Origin of the sequence: Aquisalinus flavus (assembly GCF_014640095.1) — a bacterium.
GTDB lineage: Bacteria > Pseudomonadota > Alphaproteobacteria > Caulobacterales > Parvularculaceae > Aquisalinus > Aquisalinus flavus.
This window is the reverse complement of the sequence record NZ_BMGH01000001.1, coordinates 1,862,433-1,879,611: the sequence shown is the minus strand read 5'-3', so window position 1 is coordinate 1,879,611 and position 17,179 is coordinate 1,862,433. Positions and strand designations below refer to the sequence as shown.

Here is a 17,179-nt window from a genome sequence, read left to right as displayed (position 1 = left end):
GGCAGGGACGGAAAGCGCCGGGCGACCGGCGCTTTTTCGTTGTGGCCACCCGTGTGCCCTCCACCTATAGGCATTCTCAATCGGCCAGGATGAAATTATTGATGGGTCGGGGTGGCCAGCGCGGTTGCGCCGCAAAACGGCAGTGTTATAAGCGCTCGTGATCATTAACGTCCGGCCGTCCGGCCCGCTTCAGCAAGACGAGAGAACCCGCCCATGAACATCCATGAATATCAGGCCAAGCAACTGCTGAAAGAATTCGGCGCCCCCGTCGCCAACGGTGTCGTCGTGCTGAAAGGCGACAAGGCGCTTGAGAAAGCCAAGTCGATGAAGGCGGGCCTGTATGTGGTCAAGGCCCAGATCCACGCCGGCGGGCGCGGCAAGGGCAAGTTCAAGGAAGCCGAAGCCGGTGAAAAGGGCGGCGTGCGCCTCGCCAAGACCCCGGAAGAGGCCGCCGAGGAAGCCCGCAAAATGCTGGGCTCGACCCTCGTCACCAAGCAGACCGGGCCGGAAGGCAAGGTCGTCAACCGCATCTATATCGAGGATGGCGCCGATATCGAGACCGAGCTGTATCTGTCGGTTCTGGTCGATCGTGCGACATCCCGCATCGCCTTCATCGCCTCGACCGAGGGCGGCATGGATATCGAGGAAGTCGCCGAGCACACGCCGGAGAAGATCGTGACCGTCGCGATCGACCCGGTCACCGGGCTGATGCCGCATCACGCCCGCCGCCTGGTCAAGGCGCTCGGCCTGACCGGCGACGCTGCCAAGCAGGGCATGAAGCTGATGGGCATCCTGTACAAGGCCTTCACCGAGAAGGACATGGACATGCTGGAGATCAACCCGCTGATCGTCATGACCGACGGCAATGTGCGGGTGCTCGACGCCAAGGTGTCGTTCGATAGCAATGCCGGGTTCCGTCACCCTGACCTGATGGAGCTGCGCGACGAGAGCGAGGAAGACCCGCTGGAGCTGCGCGCGTCGGAATTCGACCTGTCCTATGTCAAGCTCGACGGCAATATCGGCTGCATGGTCAATGGTGCCGGCCTTGCCATGTCGACCATGGACATCATCAAGCATTACGGCGCCGAGCCCGCCAACTTCCTCGATGTCGGCGGCGGCGCGACCAAAGAAAAGGTGACGGAAGCGTTCAAGATCATCACCTCCGACCCGGGCGTGAAGGGCATCCTCGTCAACATTTTCGGCGGCATCATGAAATGCGATGTCATCGCCGAGGGCGTTCTGGCGGCTGTGAAAGAGACCGGCCTCAACGTGCCGCTGGTCGTGCGCCTGGAGGGCACCAATGTCGAGAAGGGCAAGGAGATCATCAACAAGTCCGATCTCGACGTCATCGCCGCGGACGATCTCGACGATGCCGCCCGGAAAATCGTCAAGGCAGTGCAAGGGTAGCCGAGTGATCCGAGCAGCCGGACATAGTGCAGCTATTCTTGCAGCCATCACCACAGTGTTCTGTGGGCTGACAATGACGGCCCATGCCCAGTCGGATGCCGTCAATGAAGCGATCAATGCCCGTCTGATGGTCGGCACTTTCGCGCGGTTGTGCGCCGCGGCCGATGCCAGCCCGCAGGATCTGCGGCTTCGTGCCGACGAGCGCGGCTGGCGCATTGCGTCGCCGGATAATCTGGGCGATCTGGCTCCGGCTGGCGACAATGCCTGGCGGGCAAGCTTTGGTGGCGGTGACGGCCAATCGGTGCCGTTCACGATCTTCATCAAGGACGGCGAAGACCCGATGCACCTTGCCACCTGCGGCTTGCGCTATCAGGGCATTTCCTACGCCAATATGGTCGCTGCCCTTGAGGCAAGCGCCCTGTTCAAGAAGGACAGCGACGGCGAGGGGCAAGCTACTTTCTGCGTTTCGAAATATCCGATGGCCGGACGCGGCCACGAGATCGACGTCCTGCTTCAGGACGACGTCCTGCAAGACGGCCTTGTCTATATCAATCGTGCCGAAGGCGATGACGCCAGCGGCTGCCCGCTGACAGAAACCATTACCGACTGACCAACCCTTAAGGATCGAAACATGTCCGTACTCGTCAACAAAGACACCAAAGTCATCTGCCAGGGCCTGACCGGCAATACCGGCACCTTCCATACCGAGCAGGCAATCGCCTATGGCACGAAGATGGTCGGCGGGGTGACGCCGGGCAAGGGCGGCATGACCTGGGAAGCGGGCGATGCTGCAAAAGGCGCGACGCTGCCGGTTTTCGACACGGTCGCCGAGGCCCGGGAAGCGACCGGCGCCAATGCCACGGTCATCTATGTGCCGCCGCCCTTCGCCGCCGACTCGATCCTCGAAGCGATCGACGCCGGGATCGAACTCGCCATCTGCATCACCGAGGGTATTCCGGTGCTCGACATGATCAAGGTCAAGCGCGCCCTCGACGGCTCCAACACCCGCCTGATCGGGCCGAACTGCCCGGGCGTCATCACGCCGGGCGAGTGCAAGATCGGCATCATGCCGGGCCACATCCACAAGCGCGGCAATGTCGGTATCGTCTCGCGCTCCGGCACGCTGACTTATGAGGCGGTGCACCAGACGACCATGGCGGGCCTTGGCCAGTCGACCTGCATCGGCATCGGCGGCGACCCGGTCAAGGGCACCGACTTCATCGAGTGCCTGGAAATGTTCCTCGCCGATGACGAGACCACCTCGATCATCATGATCGGCGAGATCGGCGGCTCCGCCGAGGCCGACGCGGCGCGGTTCCTCGCCGAGAACAAGGTCAAGAAACCGACGGTCGGCTTCATCGCCGGTGTCACCGCACCGCCGGGCCGCCGCATGGGCCATGCCGGCGCCATCGTCTCCGGCGGCGACGACACCGCCGAAGCCAAGATCGAGGCGATGAAATCGGCCGGTATCGCCGTCTCGCCGACCCCGGCAGCGCTGGGCACGACCCTCGTGAACCTTCTGAAAGGCGCTTGAGCGGTTTTAAGTAGCGGCCACGCCAGTCCGCCCGTAGCAGGGTGTTGCTATTGCAGCCCCTGCGCTTAATTAGATGCTGACAGGGCGTTGAAATCACTGCTATACGCGCCCGCGATATAGATAATGGGGGCCAGGCCCCCCACATGACAGATTGGGGCATTCGCCCCTGACAGATCGGACCCGATATGGCCCATGATGGCTCTCAAGGAGGGGCAAACGGCCTCTCCCGTAATGCGGCACACGCCGCCACTTCCTTCCTGTCCGGCGGAAACGCGCTCTATCTCGAAGAGCAATTCGCCCGCTATGCCCGCGATCCCGCCTCGGTCGATCCGGAGCTGCGTGAATTCTTTGACGAACTGGGCGACACCGACCTCGCCGAAAGCAATGCGGAGGGCCCAAGCTGGGAGCGCACCGACTGGCCGCCGCGCGCCGGCGATGAGCTGACCGCCGCCCTCGACGGCAATTGGGGCGCTCTGGAACATGCCTTCGAGAAGAAGATCGCCGAGAAAAAGCCCGAGCTTGCCCCGGCCGACGTCCATGCCGCGACGAAAGACTCGATCAAGGCGCTGATGCTGATCCGTGCCTATCGCATCCGCGGCCACCTGATCGCCGATCTCGATCCGCTCGGCCTGCAGAAGAAGAAAATTCATCCCGAGCTCGACCCGAAAACCTACGGGTTCGAGGACAAGGATTTCGACAGGCCGATCTTCATCGACATGGTGCTGGGTCTGGAAAGCGCGACCCTGCGCCAGATCCTGGAAATCCTGCAGCGCACTTACTGCGGCACCTTCGCCGTCGAGTTCATGCACATTACCTCGCCGGAACAAAAGAGCTGGATCCAGCAGCGCATCGAAGGGCCGGACAAGGACATCTCCTTTACCGAGGAAGGCAAGAAAGCGATCCTGTCCAAGCTCGTCGAAGCGGAAGGCTTCGAGAAATTCCTGCAGGTCAAATATACCGGCACGAAACGCTTCGGGCTCGACGGCGGCGAGGCGATGGTGCCGGCGCTGGAACAGATCATCAAGCGCGGCGGTGCGCTGGGCGTGAAGGAAATCAATTTCGGCATGCCGCACCGCGGCCGCCTCAACGTGCTCGCCGCAGTGATGGGCAAGCCCTATCACCACATCTTCCACGAATTCCAGGGCGGCTCTGTGACGCCGGAATCCGTCGGCGGATCGGGCGATGTGAAATACCATCTCGGCGCCTCGTCTGACCGTGAGTTCGACGGCAACAAGGTGCACCTGTCGCTGGCTGCCAACCCGTCCCACCTCGAAGCGGTGAACCCGGTCGTTCTCGGCAAGTGCCGCGCCAAGCAGGACCTGATGGATGCCGGCGACGTGAAGGTCGCGCGCACCCATGTCCTGCCGCTCTTGCTGCATGGCGATGCCGCCTTTGCCGGGCAGGGCGTCGTGGCCGAATGCTTCGGCTTTACCGGCCTGCCGGGCTATCGCACCGGCGGCACGATCCATTTCATTGTCAACAACCAGATCGGCTTTACCACGAGCCCGAAATTCGCGCGCTCTTCTCCGTACCCGTCGGATGTGGCCAAGATGGTCGAGGCGCCGATCTTCCACGTCAATGGCGACGACCCCGAAGCGGTCGTCTATGCCGCCAAGGTCGCGGCGGAGTTCCGCATGGAATTCGGCATGGACGTCGTCATCGACATGTTCTGCTACCGCCGCTTCGGCCACAATGAAGGCGATGAGCCAAGCTTCACCCAGCCGCTGATGTACAAGAAGATCGCCAAGCAGCCGACGGCGATGGAAAAATACGCCAAGCGCCTTGAGGAAGAGGGCGTCATCCCGCAGGGCTGGATCGATCAGCAGCAGGAAGACTTCCGCAACTTCCTCGAGGAAGAGTTCAAGGCGGGCGGGGAGTTCAAACCGAACAAGGCAGACTGGCTCGATGGCCGCTGGTCGGATTTCGCCCCGCCGGAGGACGACGACCGCCGCGGTGATACGGCCGTCGACATCGACCGGCTTAAGGAAATCGGCAAGGTCATGACGACGGTGCCGGACGGTTTCGAAGCGCACAAGACGCTGCAGCGAATCCTCAAGGCCAAGGAAGAGATGTTCGACAGCGGCGAGGGGTTCGACTGGGCGACAGCAGAGGCGCTGGCTTTCGGCTCGCTGCTGCGCGAGGGCTATCGCGTTCGTTTGTCGGGCCAGGACTCGCGTCGCGGCACGTTTTCGCAACGTCACGCGCAATTCGTCGATCAGAAGACGGAGAAACGCTACACGCCGCTGCGCCATATCGCGTCGGAACAGGGGGAGTTCGAGGTCATCGACTCCAACCTGTCGGAATTCGCGGTCATGGGCTTCGACTATGGCTATTCGCTTGCCGACCCGACCTGCCTGACTCTGTGGGAAGGCCAGTTCGGCGACTTCGCCAACGGGGCCCAGGTCATCATCGACCAGTTCATCTCGTCGGCCGAGCGCAAATGGCTGCGCATGTCCGGTCTCGTTCTCCTGTTGCCGCATGGCTATGAGGGGCAGGGTCCGGAGCACTCGTCAGCCCGGCTCGAGCGTTTCCTGCAGTCCTGCGCCCAAGACAATATCCAGGTTGCCAACTGCACCACACCGGCGAACTATTTCCATATCCTGCGCCGCCAGATGAAACGCGACTTCCGCAAGCCGCTGATCCTGATGACGCCGAAATCGCTGCTCCGCCACAAGCGGGCCGTTTCCACCCTGAAGGACATGGGCCCCGGCTCGTCCTTCCACCGTGTCCTGTGGGACCATGCCGAGACGAACCCCGGCTCGACCGTCAAGCTTGTCTCGGACGCCAAGATCAAGCGCGTCGTGATCTGTTCGGGCAAGGTCTATTACGACCTGCTCGAGGAGCGCGAGAAGCGCGATATCAACGACATCTATCTGCTGCGGACTGAGCAATTCTATCCGTTCCCGGCCCATTCGCTGATGGATGAGCTGAAACGGTTCAAGAATGCCGAGATGATCTGGTGCCAGGAAGAGCCAAAGAACATGGGCGCCTGGACGTTCATGGAGCCGAACCTCGAATGGGCGCTGAACCAGGTCGGGGCAAAACACAATCGTCCGCGCTATGTCGGCCGCCCGGCGTCGGCATCGCCCGCCACCGGCCTGATGCGCCGCCACCTTGAAGAACTGCAGGCGTTTCTCGATGAAGCGCTAACCCTGGAGAAATAATCACATGACGGAAATCCGTGTACCAACGCTGGGTGAATCAGTCACCGAAGCCACGATCGGCCAATGGCTGAAAAAGGAAGGCGACACCGTCAAGGCTGACGAGCCGATCGTCGAGCTCGAGACCGACAAGGTCTCCGTCGAGGTGCCGGCTCCGGCCGCTGGCGTTCTGTCCAAGATCACTGCCAAGGAGGGCGACACGGTCGAACTCAATGCGCTGCTCGGCGAGATCGAGGAAGGCGCGTCCGGTGAGAAGCCGCCTGCCGCCAGCAAGGACAAGAAGACGAATGGTGCTGCCGCCAAGTCTGAGGGCGTAGCGAAAGGCGGCGCTAAGGATGATTCGACCAGTGCAAGCGAAGGCAAGGACGTCGAGATCATCGCGCCATCCTCCGGCGAAAGCGTGACCGAGGCCGATATCGGCGAGTGGCTGGTCAAGGTCGGTGACTATGTGAACCAGGACGATCCGGTCGTCTCGCTGGAAACCGACAAGGCGTCCATGGATGTGCCGGCACCCGTCTCCGGCACGCTCAAGGAGATCAAGGCCGAGGCAGGCTCGACCGTCGCTGTCGGTGATGTGCTTGGTATTATTGCTGAAGGCGCCGATGGTTCGTCGAAATCCTCCGCTGATAAATCCTCCGGGGACAAATCATCCGGCGAGAGCAAGATTCAGGGCCAGGGCCCGGCCAATGCGCCGACACCGCGGGCCGAAGCCTCCGGCGGCGAGAGCGTCGCTGCCGGTGCTGATGACCAGAAACTGTCGCCGGCGCCGCGCCGCGTGATCGAGGAACACAATCTCGACGCCTCGCGCATCGAGGGCACGGGCAAGGATGGCCGCATCACCAAGGGCGACGCGCTCGCGGCACTGGAATCCGGCTATTCGAAACCGTCCCAGTCCAAAGCTCCGGCGCCGTCCGCGCCGCGCGAGCTTGGCGACCGCGAAGAGCGGGTGAAGATGTCCCGCCTGCGCCAGACCATCGCCCGCCGCCTGAAAGAATCCCAGGACAGCGCAGCGATGCTGACGACCTTCAACGATGTCGACATGACGGCTGTGATGGACGCGCGCAAGTCGTACAAGGACCTGTTCGAGAAGAAACACGGCGTCAAGCTCGGCTTCATGTCCTTCTTCGTGAAGGCCTGTATCGCCGCGCTGAAGGAAGTCCCCGATGTCAATGCCGAGATCGACGGCACGGACATCATCTACAAGAACCATTACGATATCGGTATTGCGGTGGGGACGGAGAAAGGCCTCGTCGTGCCGGTGCTGCGCGATGCCGACCACATGTCGCTCGCCGGGATCGAGAAGCAGATCGTCGATTACGGCACGCGCGCAAGAAAAGGAGACCTCAAGCTGGACGAGATGCAGGGTGGCACGTTCACGATCACCAATGGCGGCATCTATGGCTCGCTGATGTCGACCCCGATCCTGAACATGCCGCAGTCGGGCATTCTCGGCATGCACCGCATCGAGGATCGTCCCGTCGTGGTCGATGGCGAGATCGTCATCCGCCCGATGATGTATCTGGCGCTGTCCTATGATCACCGCATCGTCGACGGCAAGGGTGCGGTCACCTTCCTCGTCCGCGTGAAGGAAAACCTGGAAGACCCGCAGCGCCTGCTGCTGGATCTGTAGAATATAACACCCCCGTCCTTCGTGGCTCGCTGCGCGAGCACCTCAGGATGAGGGTTCTTTTTTACTAGACTAACCCTCATCCTGAGGTGGCTTCGAAGAAGCCCACGAAGGACGAGGGCGGATTAAACGCCCCTGACGGTGCCGCCGTCAGGGGTTTTTCATTTGCCGGACCAGATAGGCGCCGCAGGCGATCATCCAGCCGAAGGTGACGAGTTCGCCGAGCCGCTGGACGAGGCCGACAAAGGGATGCGGTGCGAGGAAGAGGAAGCACGCCAGGCAAACGATGCCCGCGGCCAGCGCAAAGGTGGCCAGACCGCCGGTCTTGCCAGGCCATTGCCTTGCGGCACCGCCGAGCATGATCAGGCCGACCGCGCCCGCCAGATAGCTGACAACCGCACCGAGATTATGGATGACCTGCGCGGCTGTCTGGTCTCCATCGACGGGACAGCCGTAATCGCACGGAAAGAAGGGCGAGATGATATAGCCGCCGGCCCACAGTAGCAGCCCGGCAAAGCCGAGGATCGTGCCGGCAGTTTTCGGCAAGGATGCGATAGCGGCCAGGCAGAAGACGATCATCAATATGCCGATCGGCAGGAAGCCGAACCAGTTGACGGCGAAAGCCTGCGGTGCGCCGATGGCGCCAAGCTCGGATATGTACTGGCTGACATGGCTGTAACCGGGCCAGGTCAGCCCGCCCGCGATCAGCATGATGAGCCAGACAAGGCCGGTCAGGATCGCTGCCCAGAATGCAAGATGTCTCATTTTTCCTCCCTCGTTCATCTGAAGACATAGGCATTGTTGCTTTCTGGCGAAAGGGTCGGCGCCCCTTGCAGTTGACCCGCTGAGGGCACAGGTCTAAGCCACCCTGAACTCTCTCTTCAGCATGGATGCGACAGTTATGGCAGACAATTCGACGGATTTCGACATCGTGATAATCGGCGGCGGACCGGGTGGCTACAACGCAGCGATCAGGGCCGGGCAGCTGGGGCTGAGCGTTGCCTGTATCGAGATGCGCGAGAGCGGCGCTTTCGGCGGTACCTGCCTCAATGTCGGCTGCATACCGTCCAAGGCGATGCTACATGCCTCCGAACTGTACAGCGCTGCGCTAAACGATTTCGAGAAGCTGGGGATCAAGGCCAAGGTCTCTCTCGATCTCGACCAGATGCTGAAGCAGAAGGACGAGGCGGTCGACGGGCTGACCAAGGGTGTAGAATATCTGCTCAAGAAGAACAAGGCGACGAGCTATCTCGGGCGCGGCGAGATTACCGGTAAAGGCAAGGTCACCGTCCATAAATCCGATGGCGGCACGGAAGACCTGAAGGCGAAAAACATCATCATCGCGACGGGTTCCGAGGTCACGCCGCTGCCGAATGTCGAGATCGACGAGCAGCAGGTCGTCTCCTCCACCGGCGCGCTGAGCCTGAAATCCGTGCCGAAGCATCTGGTCGTCATCGGCGGCGGTGTCATCGGGCTGGAGCTCGGCTCGGTCTGGCGCCGCCTCGGCGCGAAGGTAACCGTCGTCGAATATCTCGACCGTATCCTGCCGACCATGGATGGCGAGGTTTCCAAGGGCTTCCAGCGTATCCTGAAGAAACAGGGGATGGACTTCAAGCTGTCGACCAAGGTGACCGGCGTCGAAAAGCTGAAGAGCAAGGTCAAGGTCTCCGTCGAGCCGGCTGATGGCGGCGACAGCGAGGTGATCGAGGCCGATACGGTGCTGGTCGCGATCGGCCGCCGCCCGGTGACCAAGGGGCTGGGGCTGGAAGCCGTCGGGATCGAGACCGACAAGCGCGGCTTCATCCCGACCGAGCATTTCAAGACATCCGTAGACGGCATTTATGCCATCGGCGATGTCACCCACGGGCCGATGCTGGCACACAAGGCGGAGGACGAGGCCGTCGCCTGTGTCGAGGTCATCGCCGGCAAGCCGGGCCATGTCGACCACAATCTGATCCCGGGTGTCGTCTATACCTGGCCGGAAGTCGCCAATGTCGGCAAGACCGAGGAACAGCTGAAGGAAGCGGGCGTCGACTACAAGGTCGGCAAGTTCCCGTTCGCAGCCAACTCCCGCGCCAAGACCAATCACGACACGGACGGTTTCGTGAAGGTTCTGGCCGATGCCAAGACCGACCGCGTGCTTGGCGTCCACATGATCGGCACCGGTGTCGGCGAGATGATCGCCGAGGCGGCCCTCGTCATGGAATTTGGTGGTTCGTCGGAAGATATCGCCCGCACGTCGCACCCGCACCCGACCCGCAGCGAAGCGCTGCGCCAGGCGGCCATGGGGGTCGAAGGCTGGACGATGCAGGCCTGATGTCACAACCGGAAATCGGATCCGCCGGGAACCAATTGCGGCCTCGGTATCATTGAACGCGGGCCGTCAATTCCTATTTATCCTCCTGATATCATTGACCATCAGGAGGAAATACAATGAGCTCGAAATCGCTGCTGGACCAGTTCCTTGGGGACGACAAGGGCGGCTTTGCCCGCGGTGCCGCCACGGGTGGCCTTGCCGGGCTGGTTCTCGGCGGCAAGGGCGGGCGCAAGATGGTCAAGAACACGGCCAAGATCGCCGGTGTCGCTGTTGTCGGCGGGCTCGCCTACAAGGCATGGCAGGACTGGCAGGCGAAAAAGCAGGCCGAAGGCTCGCCGCAGCCGAGCATCACCACCGGTGAGCGCCTTGCTTTCGACACGGCATCGGTGGGTGCTGCCAGCGGCGGACAGCCGATCTTCCTGCCGGGGCCTGAAGAGGCGCAGGAGGCGCTGTCGCGCAAGCTGATCCGTGCCATGCTCGCCGCCGCCAAGGCCGACGGGCATATCACGCCGGACGAGCGCAAGCGCATCAATGCGCGGCTCGCCGAGATGGACCTCGACGCGAAGGACCGCGATTTCGTCTTTGCCGAGCTCGACAAGCCGCTCGATGTCGATGCGGTGGCAAAGTCCGCCGAGACGCCGGAGGAGGCGGTGGAGCTCTATACGGCCTCGCTCATCGCCCTCGACGAAACCGGGCCGGCGGAGAAGGGCTATCTGGCCATGCTCGCCGCGCGGCTGGAGCTCGATCCCGATCTCGTCGCCCAGCTGCATGTCGAGGTCGGCCACTCGGTCGAGCGGGCACCGGTCCAGATCTAGAATAACGCTGACGGGCTACCGGTGTTGAGGCCTGGCCGCAGCACCGGCATCAGCCTGTCGAGTTTTTCTTTCCGTGCCGCCTCATCCATCGGCGCGCGCGTGCCAAAGCCGACCGCGCCGCCGGGCCAGGCCGCGTCGTTTTCATGCCGGGCGATGACGTGGATATGCAGCTGCGGCACCATGTTGCCGAACATGGCGACATTGATCTTCTTTGCAGCCGTCGCCGCCTTCAGCCGGTCGGAGACGCCGACGATCTCTTCCATGAGAATGGCGCGCAGGGGCGGCGGCAGGTCGTGCAGTTCGCTTAGACCTGCCCGGCGCGGCACCATGACGATCCAGTCGAACCGGGCATCGTCCATCACCCGCAGCATGCACAGCTGCAACATCCCGCCGGGCAGGGTGTCGGCGTCCAGCCTCTCATCCAGATCAAAGCGTGCCATCTATCTGATTTTCCCGCATTTTTGCTTGGCATATTCGGGCAAAAGGCCCCGCCGAATTAGTTTTGGCCATGACATGAAAGTATCATAGACTGCGCGGCAATGCGCCGGTTTCCGGCTTATCTGTCAACAGTTTACGCGGGCGACAGACCCGCGATGAGGGTTTTTGATGTCTGATACCAACGGGACCGACAAGAACGATCCACTCGGCAATGAGCCATTTCCGGATCCGCAACAGCATGAGCCATCCGGCTCCCATGATACCAAGGGCGGCGAAACCGATACCAGCTTTTTCGGCCACCCGAAGGGCCTGGCGGTCCTGTTCTTCACCGAGATGTGGGAGCGCTTCTCTTATTATGGCATGCGCGGCCTGCTGGTCATCTATCTGACCCAGCACTTCCTGTTCTCCGATGAGCGCTCGACCGTGATGTATGGCGCGTACACCGCGCTTGTGTACGTCATGACGATCATCGGCGGCACGCTGGCCGACCGGTATCTCGGCCAGAGAAAAGCCGTCACCTTCGGGGCCATCCTGCTGGTGCTCGGCCATTTTGGCATGGCATTCGAGGGCGCGGGCTCGCGCGAAATCCTGACCTATCAGGGTGCTGAATATCAGGTCACGCTTGACGGGCGCGGCGGCGATGCGAACCAGCTGATCGTTTCGGGCGACGCGAGCTCGCTCATCTCCTTTTCCGAAGACGGCGGGACGATGAGGATCGAGAACCCGGAGGCCGTCGGCCTGCCCGCTGAAATTGCGACCGGCGACTATGAAACCCGGATCGAGCAGGAACAGCTTTATGTCAACATTCTCTACCTGTCGCTGGCGCTGATCATCGCAGGCGTTGGCTATCTGAAGGCCAATATCTCCACGATTGTCGGGGCGCTCTATGGCTTTGGCGACAAGCGGCGGGATTCCGGCTTCACCATTTTCTACATGGGGATCAATCTCGGCTCGTTCCTGGCGTCTCTTGCCTGCGGCTATCTCGGCATCGTCCATGGCTGGAAATACGGATTCGGCCTTGCCGGTATCGGCATGCTGCTCGGCCTCATCGTGTTCCTCGTCGGCCAGCCGTGGCTGAAGGGCCATGCGGAACCACCAAACCCCGAGAAGCTCAAGGAAAAGGTTCTCGGGATCTTCAATGTCGAGGTGATGTGCTATCTGACCGGCATCATAATCATCGCCGTCTCGATGCTGCTTGTGATGAATGCGCAGCTAATCCCGGAATGGTTCGTCGGTATGCTCGGTGTCGCCACCTTCATCTTCCTGATCGGTTACTCGATCGCGAAGCTGAAAGGCGACGAACGCTCGCGCATGCTGGCAGCGCTCTATTTCATCATTGCGCAGATGCCGTTCTGGGCGCTGTTCGAGCAGGCCGGTTCGTCGCTGAACCTGTTCACCGACCGCCTTGTTGACCGCACCATGTTCGGCATGCCGGTCCCGGCGCCGGTCTTCCAGTCGCTGAACGCGGGCTTCATCTTCATCTTCGCGCCGATCCTCGCCTGGGTGTGGATCAAGCTCGGCAAGTATAATCCGTCGACCCCGGTCAAGTTCGCCTTCGGTGTGTTCCTCGCGGGTCTCGGCTTCCTCGCGCTGAATGCAGGCATCGCCTCATCCGGCACCGGGCTCGTCGCCGTCTACTTCGTTTTCCTGATTTACTGGATCCATACAATGGGCGAACTGATGGTCTCGCCGGTCGGCCTGTCGGCCGTGACAAAGCTCGCTCCGGCGCGCGTCGTTGGCATGGCGATGGGCTCGTGGTTCCTGTATTCGGGCTTGTCCAACTATCTCGCAGGCGTCATCGCATCGTCGACCGGCGTCGAGACACTGGGCGGCCAGATCACGAATATCGCCGCGGCGAAGGAGACCTATGCGATGGTCTATACCAACATCGCCTATGTCTCGATGGGGCTTGCGGTGGTCATGTTGCTGATTTCACCGATCATCAAGAAGGCGATGCGCGGGGCGGACTAGATCAACCTGCCTTCAAATGGAATCATTTGAAGGCAGGAAAGTTGATCGCTTCCAAAGTGTTGGAGCAGCTCCCCTGCGTCCATCCGGACGCAGGCTGCTCTAGCGCTCCCTCGCAAGAGTTATAAAAGCCCCGCTTCGGCGGGGCTTTTTTGTGGCTCAGGCGGCCTTGGGGAGCAGGCGGACGAGGACCTTGTCGCGGATGGTTCGTTCGATCCCGTCCGGCCTGCCCTCGGCGTACCAGCAGGTGATCAGGGTGCCGGCAAAGGCGCTGCCGCCCGAAGCGATCAGTATGGCAAGGGCCGCGTAATCCGGCAGGCCAGCGAGCGCCGGCCGCAAGGCGGCGAGCACGCCGGCCATGACGGCGACGCCGATCAGGCTGCGCCGGGCGACCCAGAGGGGCTGCCAGAACGGCGCGCCCGACAGGCGCTGGTAGAGATGCAGGTTGAGCGACAGATGGCCGAGACCGGTCAGGGCTGTCGCAGCGATGGCCCCGATCAGGCCATACATCACCGCGCCGGTAATGAAGATGGGTGTACGGAACATGAAGAACGCGACCTCCCGCCAGAAGACGAGCTGCGGGCGGTCCTGCGCCATGGCATAGCTCTGTGTCGCCAGTACCAGCGATTGCAGGCCCAGCACAGGCCCGATGAACTGGATGACCGGCACGGCCTCGGTCCATTGGGTGCCGAGGATCAGCGGTACGGCGAGATCGGCGACGAGCGCGAAGCCGATGGCGGCGGGCAGGGCAATGATGGCCAGCGCCGCGACGCCCTGAAGGAAGACCTCGCGCATTCGCTCCGGCGTGCCGCTCAATGTCGCAAAGCCCGGATAGAGCGCGCGGGCGATCGGTTCGCCTGATTCACGCGTGGCAAGCTCTGCCAGTTGCTCGCCGACATAGTAAAGCCCGGTGCCGGCCGGGCCGACGATCCGTCCGAGGATCAAGGCATCGAGCTTGTTGTTGAGTGCCGCAGCGAAGCTGATCCCGGTCAGCCAGCCCATGAAGCCGAAGACCTGGCGGAACGAGGTCAGCGCCAGCCCGGGCAGCCATGGGCGCATCACATAGGACAGGATCAGCCGCACACAGCCGCCGGCAACGAGGCCGGCGATCAATGCGATATAGCTACGGAAGATGACGGCAATGGTGATCGCGGTAGCGACCTCGATCAGCTTGGCCATCAGCGCGACCCGGAAATCCTTGGAGAAATCAATGTCGCGCTCGAACTCGAAAAAACGGGGATTGACGAAACCGGTCAGCAGCGGGTGTAGCGCGATCAGCATGAATACGGAGAAAAGCCGTTCATCGCCATAAACCGTGACGGCGAGAGGCGCGATACCGACAAGGACAAGCGCCGTGACGACGCCGCGTGCAGCAGACAGGGTGAACAGCGTGTCGAGATCGGCCTTGGTCGCGTTCTTCATGCGGATGACCGTCTGGGCGATACCCATGTCGCTGACATTCTGCAGCAGTTGCATCATGGTCAGGCCGATGGCGACGAGGCCGAAATCGTCCGGCACCAGCAGCCGCGCAACGATCAGCATGTTCACGAAGCCGGCGAGACGCACGCCGAGGCGACCGGCGACGATCCACGCTGTCGCCCTGGCGACCCTGTCGCCGAGAGAGGTCTCCTGTTCTGGCGCGCTGTGCTCCGGGTTCCCGGTCATTGTTAACGGTCCTTAGGCATAATTCTTGTATGGTTATAGGCAGCCAAGACTTCAGAGTGATTAATATGGCCGGTCCGGATGCCTGAAATAGCCGATTGGAAATGCCGGGATGGGGAAGCTGGACAGGGGTGGGAGTGAGCCGCATGGGTTATAGCGACAGAGAAAGGGCAGGCCCGGCCGACGGCGTTCGCATCCTGCCGTTCTCGCATGCCACCATCGCCTCGCTACGCTCAGACTGGGAAGACCTTGCCGCCAGCGCGGGCGACCCGAATGTCTTTCTCGAGCCATGGTTTGCGCAGGCAGCACTGGAAATCATCGCAGCGGACGAGGCGGATATCGCGGCCTTTCTTGCCGAGGGCAGGCTCATCGGCCTTGTTATTTTTGCCCGCGATGCCAGCTATGCCCACCTGCCGCTCGACCATTACCGGTCGCACCTGCATGCGCACCAGTTCCTGGCGACGCCGCTTGTCCGGCGTGGCTGCGAGGGCCGTTTCGCCGCCATGCTGACCGCCTGGCTCGACAGCGCGCCTGCCGCTGTCAGCTTTTGCCGGTTGACTCATATGTCAGAGGCGGCGGCGATCCGGTCCGCTCTCGAAGCCTATTGCCTCGGGGACAATCGCCGCTGCGATATCGTCCACCGCTGCCACCGTCCGGCCATCGATGCCAGCCAGGATGCCGATAGCTACCTCGAGAGCCATATCTCGAGCCGCCGCAAGAAACGCCTGCGCCGGCTTGGCCGCAGGCTGGCAGAGATGGGGGAGGTGCGCTTCGAACAGTTGCAGGACGCGGATCAGCTCGAGCGCTGGCTCGACGAGTTCCTGACGCTGGAACGAAAGGGCTGGAAGGGCGAAGAGGGAACCGCCATCACCTGCCGGCCCGGGGAAAGTGTCTTCTTCCGCCAGCTCGCCGCAGCGGCGATGGGCCGTGGCCAGCTGGTCTTCAGCCGCCTGACGGTTGACGGGAAGGGCGTGGCCTATGCCTTCGACCTGCGCAGTGCGGACAGGATTTTCTGTCTCAAGGTCGCGTATGACGCGGACTTTTCCCGCTTCTCGCCGGGGATGCAGCTGGAGTTTCATTGCCTGCAAACCTTTCTCGGCGATCCATCGATCAGATTCGTGGATTCCTGTGCGGCCAGCGGCAACACCTCCCTGGAAGGCCTGTGGGTGCAGTCGGTGTCCATCGTGCAGATGGTCGTTGCCCGCAAGGGACTGCGCTATGGCCTGCCCCTGACCGCTGCCCGGCTTCTGGAACAGGCATCGGCCGCGGGAGCACGGATCATCCGCCCACGCCAGGCGCACAGGAAGCTGTCCCCCGCGATGGAAATCCCCAGGGACATGAAAGCCCCGAAAGGCATGGAGACGCGCACATGACGGTGTTTTCCGCAGAGGCGCTGCAATCCTTCGTGTCAGCCTATCCCGGCTGCGCGACGAAACTCGGCCACAGCCTGCTGAACCACCCATTGCTGGAACCGGATCGTCTTGCCCTGCTCGGCGAGCGCCTGCCAGCCGACCAGGTCGAGTACAATCTCGGCAACATCGATGTCAGCCAGCCCGACCCGGCTGCGACACCGGCAAACGGGCTCACGGTCGCGGAAACGCTGGCCAATATAGACCGCGCGGGATCGTGGGTGGCCCTGCGCAATATCGAGACGGACCCGGACTATCGCGGCCTGATGATGGACTGCCTGTCGCCGATCCTGCCGCTGGCCGAAAACCGCACGGGCAGGGCTTACCGGCCGGAAGGATTTATCTTCGCCTCATCCCCCGGGGCCGTGACGCCATTTCATTTCGACCCGGAGCACAATATCCTGCTGCAGGTCAGGGGGCAGAAGACACTGCATCTTTTCCCTGCCGATGACCCGGCGATCGTCTCTGCACGCCAGCACGAAGCGTATCACGCCGGCGGTCATTGCAATCTTGCCTACGACCCGGCGATGGAAACGAAGGCAACCGCCTGGCCCCTCTTGCCGGGCGATGCTCTCTATGTGCCCGTCAAGGCGCCGCACTGGGTACAGAATGGCGATCAGGTCTCGATCTCGCTCAGCATCACCTGGCGGTCGGAGGAAAGCGACCGCCAGCGGCGGATCTATCGCCTCAACCGGCTGATGCGGCGCGGTGGCCTCAATCCGCCACCCCTTCGCGTCTCTGACCCCCGTATCCCGGCAAAGGATTTCACCGCCAGGGTGCTTGACCGTCTCGGCATGCTATAGGCGCGTTTCAAACCACCATCTTTTACTCTTGCCGCGAA

13 protein-coding genes are annotated in these 17,179 nt (G+C 62.2%); 10 read left to right on the top strand and 3 right to left on the bottom strand.

Annotated features, from left to right (window positions below; genetic code table 11):
* The first annotated feature begins 213 nt into the window (after positions 1-213).
* From sucC to odhB, 5 genes are all read left to right on the top strand, one after another.
* Positions 214-1,407, top strand: a complete 1,194-nt coding sequence (gene sucC, locus IEV88_RS08675; protein ID WP_188158823.1) for an ADP-forming succinate--CoA ligase subunit beta — start codon at positions 214-216, stop codon at positions 1,405-1,407.
* A gap of 73 nt (positions 1,408-1,480) precedes the next feature.
* The gene (locus tag IEV88_RS08670; RefSeq protein WP_188158824.1) at positions 1,481-2,017 is read left to right on the top strand and encodes a hypothetical protein; all 537 of its coding nucleotides are present in this window, start codon (positions 1,481-1,483) and stop codon (positions 2,015-2,017) included.
* Positions 2,018-2,038: 21 nt separating this feature from the next.
* Entirely contained in the window at positions 2,039-2,941 is a 903-nt protein-coding gene (gene sucD / locus IEV88_RS08665) for a succinate--CoA ligase subunit alpha (protein ID WP_188158825.1), read from the top strand.
* Positions 2,942-3,126: 185 nt separating this feature from the next.
* Positions 3,127-6,105, top strand: a complete 2,979-nt coding sequence (locus IEV88_RS08660; protein WP_188158826.1) for a 2-oxoglutarate dehydrogenase E1 component — start codon at positions 3,127-3,129, stop codon at positions 6,103-6,105.
* 4 nt (positions 6,106-6,109) lie between these two features.
* Positions 6,110-7,732, top strand: a complete 1,623-nt coding sequence (gene odhB, locus IEV88_RS08655) for a 2-oxoglutarate dehydrogenase complex dihydrolipoyllysine-residue succinyltransferase (protein ID WP_188158827.1) — start codon at positions 6,110-6,112, stop codon at positions 7,730-7,732.
* A 147-nt stretch (positions 7,733-7,879) separates the two neighbouring features.
* Here the strand turns inward: odhB and IEV88_RS08650 are convergent, their stop codons facing one another.
* Positions 7,880-8,494 carry a DUF998 domain-containing protein gene (locus tag IEV88_RS08650; protein WP_188158828.1) on the bottom strand — a complete coding sequence of 205 codons (615 nt, stop codon included), beginning with the start codon at positions 8,492-8,494 and terminating at the stop codon, positions 7,880-7,882.
* A gap of 136 nt (positions 8,495-8,630) precedes the next feature.
* On the opposite strand from IEV88_RS08650, the gene lpdA reads away from it, so the two are divergent.
* Both lpdA and IEV88_RS08640 read left to right on the top strand, forming a co-directional pair.
* Entirely contained in the window at positions 8,631-10,046 is a 1,416-nt protein-coding gene (gene lpdA / locus IEV88_RS08645; RefSeq protein WP_188158829.1) for a dihydrolipoyl dehydrogenase, read from the top strand.
* A 116-nt stretch (positions 10,047-10,162) separates the two neighbouring features.
* The gene (locus IEV88_RS08640; RefSeq protein ID WP_188158830.1) at positions 10,163-10,861 is read left to right on the top strand and encodes a tellurite resistance TerB family protein; all 699 of its coding nucleotides are present in this window, start codon (positions 10,163-10,165) and stop codon (positions 10,859-10,861) included.
* Here IEV88_RS08640 and IEV88_RS08635 read toward each other — a convergent pair.
* Positions 10,858-11,301 carry an HIT family protein gene (locus IEV88_RS08635; RefSeq protein WP_188158831.1) on the bottom strand — a complete coding sequence of 148 codons (444 nt, stop codon included), beginning with the start codon at positions 11,299-11,301 and terminating at the stop codon, positions 10,858-10,860. The two genes, IEV88_RS08640 and IEV88_RS08635, sit on opposite strands and share 4 nt — an antisense overlap.
* A 166-nt stretch (positions 11,302-11,467) precedes the next feature.
* On the opposite strand from IEV88_RS08635, the gene IEV88_RS08630 reads away from it, so the two are divergent.
* A complete protein-coding gene (locus IEV88_RS08630; protein ID WP_188158832.1) occupies positions 11,468-13,270 on the top strand; it encodes a peptide MFS transporter in 1,803 nt (600 codons plus the stop codon).
* 156 nt (positions 13,271-13,426) lie between these two features.
* Here IEV88_RS08630 and IEV88_RS08625 read toward each other — a convergent pair whose 3' ends face one another.
* A complete protein-coding gene (locus IEV88_RS08625) occupies positions 13,427-14,932 on the bottom strand; it encodes a lipopolysaccharide biosynthesis protein (RefSeq protein ID WP_188158833.1) in 1,506 nt (501 codons plus the stop codon).
* A 143-nt stretch (positions 14,933-15,075) separates the two neighbouring features.
* Here IEV88_RS08625 and IEV88_RS08620 point away from each other — a divergent pair, with 143 nt between their 5' ends.
* Together IEV88_RS08620 and IEV88_RS08615 are read left to right on the top strand one after the other, a co-directional pair.
* Entirely contained in the window at positions 15,076-16,302 is a 1,227-nt protein-coding gene (locus IEV88_RS08620; protein ID WP_188158834.1) for a GNAT family N-acetyltransferase, read from the top strand.
* Positions 16,299-17,141 (top strand): cupin-like domain-containing protein, encoded by an 843-nt coding sequence (locus tag IEV88_RS08615; RefSeq protein ID WP_188158835.1) that lies wholly within the window; start codon positions 16,299-16,301, stop codon positions 17,139-17,141. Before IEV88_RS08620 ends, IEV88_RS08615 begins: the two co-directional genes overlap by 4 nt.
* The last annotated feature ends 38 nt before the right edge of the window (positions 17,142-17,179 follow it).